1 pseudogene is annotated in these 241 nt (G+C 61.4%); it reads right to left on the bottom strand.

The features are described 5' to 3' along the window. Nucleotides 1–241, bottom strand: a pseudogene (locus FLQ03_RS03775) (IS66 family transposase); the annotation flags it as partial.

Genomic DNA, 241 nt, shown 5'->3' with positions numbered 1-241 from the left:
GCTCGTTGAACCCGGCGTACGCATCCGCCTGTAGCACACCGCTGAACCCCGCAAGATGGGTCTGCGGATGGATGCCTTTTCTGTCGGGCTGTAGGCGAACCACACCGCCGGTGCCAGCGCTGACCCGGCGTTGCGGTCATCACGAACATACGTCCACAACCGCCCGGTCTTCGTCTTCTTATTGCCCGGCAACAGCACCTGGACCGGGGTATCATCGGCATGGAGTTTACCTTCAGTCAGG

The organism is Vogesella urethralis (genome assembly GCF_007644045.2).
In the GTDB taxonomy this organism is placed as follows: domain Bacteria; phylum Pseudomonadota; class Gammaproteobacteria; order Burkholderiales; family Chromobacteriaceae; genus Vogesella; species Vogesella urethralis.
Note: the sequence above shows the minus strand (reverse complement) of the source record. Positions and strands in the feature narration are given on the sequence as shown.